Origin of the sequence: Bartonella bilalgolemi (assembly GCF_023500045.1) — a bacterium.
GTDB lineage: Bacteria > Pseudomonadota > Alphaproteobacteria > Rhizobiales > Rhizobiaceae > Bartonella > Bartonella bilalgolemii.
The window spans coordinates 1-923 of sequence record NZ_JAMCOF010000034.1; the positions used below are offsets into that span (position 1 = coordinate 1).

The following is a 923-nucleotide window of genomic DNA, read 5'->3' on the forward strand; positions in this document are numbered from 1 at the left end:
CACACAGCGCTTTTTATGTTGCCAATGTGGAATTCATCAAAAAACTATCAAATCTCTTTCTACGGTACGTTTCTGTCGATCTAAACACATATACAATCACAAAACGATCACCACTTTTCACTATTTTGCTAACATGAAATGTTTTTTACTGTTCTCCCAAGACCATTAAAACCTCTTCAAGCTCTTGCTTGTGAACAAGCGTTAGGGGTCTAAAATGCTCTTGCGCTGTTTTTTCTTGGAGTACTTTCTTACGTGTATTTTCAATTGCTCTACGGACACTTTCGGCTTTTGAAAGAAGTGTATTTTCTACTGTCTGGCAATAAGCTAAAAGCTCTCCACAAGTTGGCATAAATGTTTTTGATATCCCAAGTGCTTGACCAGTTACGATATCTTCAACACCTTTTTTCAGAGCATATGATGAAATGCGGTCCAGCATCATGCCATAGGATAAAACCACGGCTTTGGCATCTGTATTCGCAGGAACTCTCATGCTTGAGAGGAGGAAAGAAGCTTGCTCAATTTGCTTAACTGAAGCTTTCACAGAGAGCAACGCTTGTAGACGATTGCAAGAATCTAAGGCTTGCTCCTCCTCCTGTTTCGTCAATGAATTCCCAGCTTTCAGCGTCAACGGATACCCCGGACTGATCATTTCCATAATCTTCTCCAGATGAGAGATGATCTCTGAGTTCGTTGAAGCCTTCTGCAAGCTGTTCTGTGAAAGTTTTCTGAGGGAATTTGCCATGATAAACACCTAACCGTTTTTCCTGTTCTAATCTTGCTTTTTTCTTTGCTAGCATTCCATAATCGGGATTTGTAACCCAACTGTACCATGTCCTTTGCCAATCCCGTTTGTTTGCATTTTTACTTGGATTTGCTAACCAGTAATTTGTGAACCGCTCAAATTCTAACAGCGCCTCATCATG

1 protein-coding gene and 1 pseudogene are annotated in these 923 nt (G+C 40.5%); both read right to left on the reverse strand.

The window, feature by feature from the left end; all coding sequences use genetic code 11:
- Nucleotides 1-145: 145 nt before the first annotated feature.
- Nucleotides 146-541 carry a hypothetical protein gene (locus M4Z11_RS07350; RefSeq protein WP_249678036.1) on the reverse strand — a complete coding sequence of 132 codons (396 nt, stop codon included), beginning with the start codon at nt 539-541 and terminating at the stop codon, nt 146-148.
- Nucleotides 525-923, reverse strand: a pseudogene (locus tag M4Z11_RS07355) (hypothetical protein); the annotation flags it as partial. The pseudogene M4Z11_RS07355 and the gene M4Z11_RS07350, both read right to left, overlap by 17 nt.